This is a genomic window from Synechococcus sp. R5-12 (assembly GCF_047502655.1).
Lineage (GTDB): Bacteria > Cyanobacteriota > Cyanobacteriia > Thermostichales > Thermostichaceae > Thermostichus.
In genome coordinates this window covers 1-6,590 of sequence record NZ_JANSIM010000105.1, presented here as the reverse complement: position 1 = coordinate 6,590, position 6,590 = coordinate 1, and the positions used below count along the sequence as shown (strand labels likewise).

Below are 6,590 nucleotides of genomic sequence, written 5' to 3'. Positions count from 1 at the left end.
TCAGTATAGTTGAGCTTATTATTGACTAGAGTCATGCTCTCCTCACCTGAGCTGGCCAGGCAGGGGATGAGTTAGCACCTCTGGCGGGTCAATTTGCAGATAACTTGTGTGGATGGAAAATCCCGGCTATGGCCAATTTAAGTGACTTTGTACAGGGCATTGAGCAGTTGATCGAGCTGGCTCAGAAGCTGGACGAGAAAAAGCAAAGTGGAGAGCTGCGAACCGAAGTCCGCATCCAGGCCCGTCCTCTGGGCAGTTCTATTCCCCCTTCCGGCTCCATCCCCCGCCGCCGCAGCCCTGCCCAAACGGGGGATCCCCCCTGGAGCAGCGAGCCCCAAGTGATGTCTGCGGTTCGCTTCCAGGAACCGTCCAAGGCCGCTGTGCCCGACCCGCCAGCAACTTCTGCCGACCGCCCAGAGTCTTGGGCTGGGCCACGCCTCAAGGATGTGGGGGGACTGAGGGAACAGCTCCAAGCGCTGCGGGAGATGGTGGAGATCCCCCTCAAGCGGCCCGATCTGCTGGCCAAGCTGGGGTTGGATCCGCCCCGCGGCGTGTTGTTGGTAGGCCCCCCCGGCACCGGCAAAACCCTGACGGCCCGCGCCCTGGCCGAGAGCCTGGGGGTGAACTACATCGCCATTGTCGGCCCGGAGCTGATCGGCAAGTACTACGGCGAGGCGGAGGCGCGCCTGCGGCAACTGTTTGAAAAGGCAGCCAAATCGGCTCCCTGTCTGGTGTTTATTGACGAAATCGATGCCCTAGTGCCCAACCGCGCCACTGTCGAGGGGGAGGTGGAAAAACGCCTGGTGGCCCAGATGCTGGGGCTGATGGACGGGTTTGTGGCCCAAAAGGGGATCGTGGTGCTGGCAGCCACCAACCGGCCCGAGGCTCTGGATCCGGCTCTGCGGCGACCGGGGCGCTTTGATCGGGAGGTGATCTTCAAGGTGCCGGACCGGGAGGGGCGGCGGGAGATCCTGGCCATCCACACCCGCGGCATGCCCTTGGCGGAGGATGTGGATCTGGACAGCCTGGCGGATCAGACGCTGGGCTTTGTGGGGGCAGATCTGCGGGGCCTGTGCCAGGCAGCAGCCTATGCGGCTTTGCGGCGGCAGGTGCCCGATTTGGGATCCCCCATCCCCGAGTCCCTGACGGTAACCGCAGCGGATTTTCAACAGGCTCTGCAACAGGTGAAGCCGGCGGTGCTGCGCTCGGTGGAGATTGAATCCCCGCAGGTGAGCTGGGATCAAATTGGCGGCCTGGAGCACGCCAAGCAGATTTTGCAAGAGGCCATCGAGGGATCCCTGCTGCACCCTGAGTTGTACGAGCAGGCTCAGGCCCAAGCGCCCAAGGGCATCCTCCTCAGCGGCCCCCCTGGCACTGGCAAAACCCTGTTGGCCAAAGCCATCGCTTCCCAGGCCAAGGCTAACTTCATTGCCGTCTCCGGCCCGGAGCTGTTGAGCAAATGGGTGGGATCCTCCGAGCAGGCGGTACGGGAACTTTTTGCCCGCGCCCGCCAATGTGCCCCCTGTGTCATCTTCATCGACGAGATCGACACCCTCGCCCCGGCGCGGGGAAGCTACTCCGGGGATAGTGGGGTCAGCGACCGCGTTCTGGGGCAGCTGCTGGCAGAGCTGGACGGGATCCGCCCCAGCCAGGGGGTGTTGGTGGTGGCCGCCACCAACCGCAAAGCCAGTTTGGATCCCGCCCTCACCCGGGCCGGCAGGTTGGAGCTGCACCTGAGCGTGGAGCTGCCGGATCGCAGCGGGCGACGGGAAATTTTGGCCGTTCACAACCGCAAGCGTCCCCTGGGGCCTGATGTGGACTTACAGGGGTGGGCCGAGCAGACCGAAGGTTGGAGTGGTGCCGACCTGGCCCTGCTCAGCAACCGCGCCGCCATTGCCGCCATCCGCCGCCACCGCGCCACTTCCGAGACGGTGGATGCCAAAACCCTGGTCATCCAACAGGAAGACTTCTGTCGAGCCTTTGCCGAGCTGCAGCAGCAACGCCAAGCTGGCTGATCCCAGCCTGAGGGCTATTCCCATCACGCCAGCGGTTCGGAGCACCTTCAAACTTTCAAAATCAAAAGACTGGGATCCCTTGCCATTCTGGTTGGCTGTGGGCGTGGGCTGACTCACCGCAGGTGCGGGGGGTGGGAAAGATCTTGCCGGGGTTGGCGATGTGCTGGGGGTCGAACACCTGCCGCACCCATTGCATGCTCTCCAGATCCGCAGGCGTAAACATTTCCGGCATGTAGCAGCGTTTGTCTGCCCCGATGCCATGTTCGCCGGAGATGCTGCCCCCCAAGCGCACGCAGAGCTTAAGGATCTCGCCCCCCAGTTTCTCCACCTGCTCCAGGGATCCCGGCACCGACTCGTCGTAGAGGATCAAGGGGTGCAGATTGCCGTCGCCAGCGTGAAACACATTGGCCACCGGATAACCGTACTCACGGCTGAGGCGCTCGATTTCCTTCAAGACAAAGGCTAGCTGGCTGCGGGGGATCACCCCATCCTGAACATAGTAGTTGGGGCTGAGCTTGCCCATGGCGGCAAATGCTGCCTTACGTCCTTTCCACACCCGCGCCCGCTCTTCCGGGTCGGATGCGACTTGCACCTGTCGCGCCCCATTTTTGAAGCACAGCGCCCTCACCTGTTGGCTGGCTTCTTCCACCTCCAGTTCCAGCCCATCCACCTCCACCAACAAAATGGCCGCCGCATCCCGCGGATAGTAGCCCAACTGCACCACATCCTCCACGGCATTGATGCTGAAGTTGTCCATAATCTCCAGGCCGGCGGGGATGATCCCGGCAGCAATGATGTCGGAGACGGTGGATCCCGCCGCTTCCACACTGTCAAAGTCTGCCAGCAAAACCTGCACTTGAGCCGGGGCCTTGAGCAAGCGCAGGGTAATCTCGGTGGCAACGCCCAGGGTGCCCTCGGATCCCACAAACAGCCCCACCCAGTCGTAGCCGGGCATCTCCGGGATCTTGCCTCCCCAGCACACCACCTCCCCATCCGGCAGCACCACCGTCAGGCCGAGAATGTGGTTGGCTGTTACGCCGTACTTGAGGCAGTGGACACCGCCGGAGTTCTCCGCCACATTACCTCCGATGGAGCAAACCGACTGGCTAGAGGGATCCGGCGCATAAAAGTAGCCTTGGGCGGCCACGGCCTGGGTAATCCAAGTGTTAATAACCCCCGGCTGCACCACCATGCAGCGGTTGTCCAGATCGATTTCCAGGATCTGCTTCATCAGGGTGGTGGCGATGACGACGCTATTTTCCACCGGCAGGGCTCCCCCTGAGAGGCCCGTACCGGATCCCCGCGCCACGAAGGGCACCTGGTAGCGGCTGCACAGCTTCACCACCTGCGCTACCTCTTCTGTTGTGCGGGGCAGCACCACCAGCGCCGGCCTTTGCCGGTAGCTGACCAGCCCATCGCATTCGTAAACCAGCAGCTCCTCCGGCTTGCTGATCACCCGCTGGGGATCCAGAATCTTTTTGAGCTCAGCCGTCAGCCTGATCCAGTCGAAGGTGAGGCCGGTCTGTAGAGGATGAGCAGAAGCGTTCGCGCTAGCGGTGCGGAGCACTTTCATGACAGTGGGCCCAGCAGGAGCTTTAGGAGGGATATTGTCACTATAGTCTTGCTGGTAACCGAGCCAGCCAACAGATAGCCCATGCAGCCCAACTCCCCCAGCGCCGAACAAGTGCTCAACCAAGTGCGGCAGCTCTACGAGCTCTACCCCTTCCCCCCGCAGCCCATCGGCACTGTTCCCCCGCCAGGGTGGAATTGGCGCTGGAGTTGGCCCCAGGCCCATGCCTTTTGTACGGGATCCCATCCGGGTCGGCGCAAGGTGCGCATTCTGGATGCGGGCTGTGGCTCGGGAGTGGGAACAGAATACATTGCCCACCAAAACCCCAACGCAGAAATTTGGGCCTTTGATCTGAGCAGCCGCGCCCTGGAGATTGCCGAGGCCCGTTGTCGGGCTTCCCAGGCACCGCCGGTGCAGTTTCGCCAGCTCAACGTCTACGACATCGACCAGCTGCCGGGGCAGTTTGACTTCATCAACTGCGTGGGCGTGCTCCACCACCTGCCCGATCCGCTAGCGGGGCTGCAGGCTTTGGCCGGCAAATTGGCTCCCGGCGGGCTCTTGCACCTGTTTGTGTATGGTGAGCTGGGCCGCCACGAAATCCGCCTCATGCAAAAGGCCATCCGCCTGCTGGTAACGGGTTCTGAACACCAGACCCTTGCCTCGGCGGAGCAATTGCAGAGGGGTCTCCAGGTGGGCCGCCGCCTTTTCGAGATCTTGCCGGAAACCAACCGCATCCAGCAGCAAGAACGGGCCCGCTGGGCCATCGAGAACGTGGACGACGAATGCTTCGCCGATATGTACCTGCACCCCCAGGAAGTGGACTACACCATCGAGACTCTGTTTGAATTAATCCGGGCTTCTGGACTGCAGTTTCTGCGCTTTTCCAACCCAGAGTTTTGGCGGCTGGAGCGGGTGTTGGGCCAGGACGAGGCCCTGCTGGCTCAGGCGGCTCAGCTGCCGGAACCGGAACGCTATCGCCTGATCGAGCTGCTGGATCCGGTGGTAGCCCACTACGAGCTGTTTCTCGGCAAGCCCCCCATCCGCTGCTGGGAATGGACAAGCCCGGAAAGTGTAGCATCAGCCATTGCCCACCTCAGCCCCTGTCTGGGCCTGTGGCCGGGGCGGAGCATTTTCAACTATGCTTACGAAGCCATCTCCCTGAGCGAAGAAGCCTTCGCCTTTCTCCAACAGGTGGACGGGATCCGCACCGTCCAAGAGATCCAGGCTGGCCTAGAGTGGCCCCTGAGCTTTGAGCAACTGCAACGCTTGCTGCGCTGGCAAGTGCTGCTGCTGGAGCCTCAAAACTCAGTCTCCTGAGAGTTTCTCGACCCCTTTCCCTTGCCTCAGCGGGACGAACCTTGGCATTTGCCCTCTTGTTCTTCTATGGCTTATCCTAGAAAGCTGTGACCTTTAGCTCTGGCCCCGCATATTCTGGGGTTGTCATCATGCCCAAAATCAAAACCCGCAAGGCAGCAGCCAAGCGCTTCCGCCTGACCGGCAGCGGCAAGTTTATGCGTCGCAGGGCCGGGCACAACCACTTGCTGGAGCACAAAACCAGCAAGCGCAAACGCAAATTGGCCGGTGTGGCCCTGGTGGACAAGCGGGATGTGGTCAATGTGCGCCTGATGTTGCCCAACACCCACTAGCCGGGATCCCGCTCGCGCCGGCAAGAAGATTTCAGGGGCTGGCATTGGCGACAGCAGTTCCGATCCCGTTAGCAGGACGGAGTGCTTCTACCCTTCAGTTTGAGTTTGTTCAAGTTCCTATTGAGTTACTGCCATGAGAGTCAAACGGGGCAATGTCGCCCGCAAGCGCCGCAAAAAGATCCTCAAGCTGGCCAAAGGCTTTCGGGGAGCTGGTTCAAAGCTGTTCCGCACCGCCAACCAGCAGGTGATGAAGGCTTTGCGCAGCGCCTACCGGGATCGCCGCCGCAAGAAGCGGGATTTTCGTCGCCTATGGATTACCCGCATCAACGCGGCCACCCGTGCCCAGGGCCTGCGTTACCACGAGTTCATCGATGGTCTCAAAAAAGCCAATATCCAGCTCAACCGCAAAATGTTGGCCCGCTTGGCTTTCCTGGATCCAGAGGCCTTTACCCAGGTGGTGGAGGCAGCGCGCCAGTCTCGCGCCTCCTGAGGAGGTTCCGACGGCTATCCAGAAGTCCTTCCTGGCAGCCATTCTGGCCCTCGCCTGCCTGGGGAGAGGGATCCCTACTGTGGCTCGTCCTTGGCCGGAGATTGTGGATTCTGGACGGCTGCGCGTTGCCATAAAAGACAACTTGAGGCCGCTGGGGTTTCGCACTCCCCAAGGGGATCTGCAGGGGTTTGAGATCGAGCTGGCTTGTGAGCTGGGATCCCGGCTGTTGGGCTCGGCAGAGGCTGTGGAGTTGGTGCCGGTCTCGAATGTAGAGCGGCTGCAGGTGCTGGCTGACGGCCAGGTGGATTTGGCCATTGCTCAGATCGGCATTACCCCGGATCGGGCGCGCCAGGTGGAGTTCACTTCTGCTTACTATCAGGATGGCCCCAGCTTGGTTGTGGCTCGTTCCCACAACTGGGAAAGCTGGTCGGACTTGCGGGGCGGTCGCGTTGCAGTCTTGCGCGGTTCCAGCGCCATTCCCCTGCTGAATCGATACCTGCCAGGGGTGGAGTTGGTGCCTGTCGATTCCTACCGAGAAGGGGCGGAACTGCTCCTGAAAGGGGCGGTGCAGGGGTGGGCAGCAGATCGCTCGGTGCTGGCAGGGTGGCTAGCAGAGCATCCCCGTCGCGAAAGCGCTGCGGAGCCACAGTTTCAATTTCTGGGATCCCCCTTGGCAACGGTGGGGCTGGGCATTGCCATGCCCAAGGGGCTGCAGCACGCCGAATTGCGGCTGCGGGTGCGCCGAGAACTGGAGAATTTGCGGGCTGAGGGCTGGCTGGCAGAGCGGGCCAGAGCCTGGGGGTTGCCCTAAAGTTGAGGATACTCCCTACTGATACATTTACGCTGAACACTGCTGAACATCACTGTTC

6 protein-coding genes are annotated in these 6,590 nt (G+C 61.6%); 5 read left to right on the top strand and 1 reads right to left on the bottom strand.

Features of this window, described 5'->3' with window-relative positions; translation table 11 throughout:
* Positions 1 to 128 precede the first annotated feature (128 nt).
* Positions 129 to 2,015, top strand: coding sequence for an AAA family ATPase (locus tag NW843_RS06655; protein WP_011434384.1), 1,887 nt, complete (start codon positions 129 to 131; stop codon positions 2,013 to 2,015).
* A gap of 61 nt (positions 2,016 to 2,076) precedes the next feature.
* Here NW843_RS06655 and glcD read toward each other — a convergent pair whose 3' ends face one another.
* Complete coding sequence (gene glcD / locus NW843_RS06650; protein WP_414522465.1) at positions 2,077 to 3,588, bottom strand: glycolate oxidase subunit GlcD; 1,512 nt, start codon at positions 3,586 to 3,588, stop codon at positions 2,077 to 2,079.
* 81 nt (positions 3,589 to 3,669) lie between these two features.
* Here glcD and NW843_RS06645 point away from each other — a divergent pair, with 81 nt between their 5' ends.
* From NW843_RS06645 to NW843_RS06630, 4 genes are all read left to right on the top strand, one after another.
* A complete protein-coding gene (locus NW843_RS06645; RefSeq protein ID WP_414522464.1) occupies positions 3,670 to 4,902 on the top strand; it encodes a class I SAM-dependent methyltransferase in 1,233 nt (410 codons plus the stop codon).
* A gap of 128 nt (positions 4,903 to 5,030) precedes the next feature.
* Positions 5,031 to 5,231: a 50S ribosomal protein L35 gene (gene rpmI / locus NW843_RS06640; RefSeq protein WP_011434387.1), complete on the top strand. Its 201-nt coding sequence runs from the start codon at positions 5,031 to 5,033 to the stop codon at positions 5,229 to 5,231.
* 133 nt (positions 5,232 to 5,364) lie between these two features.
* Positions 5,365 to 5,721 carry a 50S ribosomal protein L20 gene (gene rplT / locus NW843_RS06635; RefSeq protein ID WP_011434388.1) on the top strand — a complete coding sequence of 119 codons (357 nt, stop codon included), beginning with the start codon at positions 5,365 to 5,367 and terminating at the stop codon, positions 5,719 to 5,721.
* Positions 5,722 to 5,800: 79 nt separating this feature from the next.
* Positions 5,801 to 6,532 (top strand): transporter substrate-binding domain-containing protein, encoded by a 732-nt coding sequence (locus NW843_RS06630; protein WP_414522463.1) that lies wholly within the window; start codon positions 5,801 to 5,803, stop codon positions 6,530 to 6,532.
* Positions 6,533 to 6,590: the final 58 nt, after the last annotated feature.

Bases quoted from the DNA above. Each gene is read 5' to 3' on its own strand.
- NW843_RS06655 (WP_011434384.1), top strand. From the start codon at position 129: ATGGCCAATTTAAGTGACTTTGTACAGGGCATTGAGCAGTTGATCGAG.
- glcD (WP_414522465.1), bottom strand. From the start codon at position 3,588: ATGAAAGTGCTCCGCACCGCTAGCGCGAACGCTTCTGCTCATCCTCTA.
- NW843_RS06645 (WP_414522464.1), top strand. From the start codon at position 3,670: ATGCAGCCCAACTCCCCCAGCGCCGAACAAGTGCTCAACCAAGTGCGG.
- rpmI (WP_011434387.1), top strand. From the start codon at position 5,031: ATGCCCAAAATCAAAACCCGCAAGGCAGCAGCCAAGCGCTTCCGCCTG.
- rplT (WP_011434388.1), top strand. From the start codon at position 5,365: ATGAGAGTCAAACGGGGCAATGTCGCCCGCAAGCGCCGCAAAAAGATC.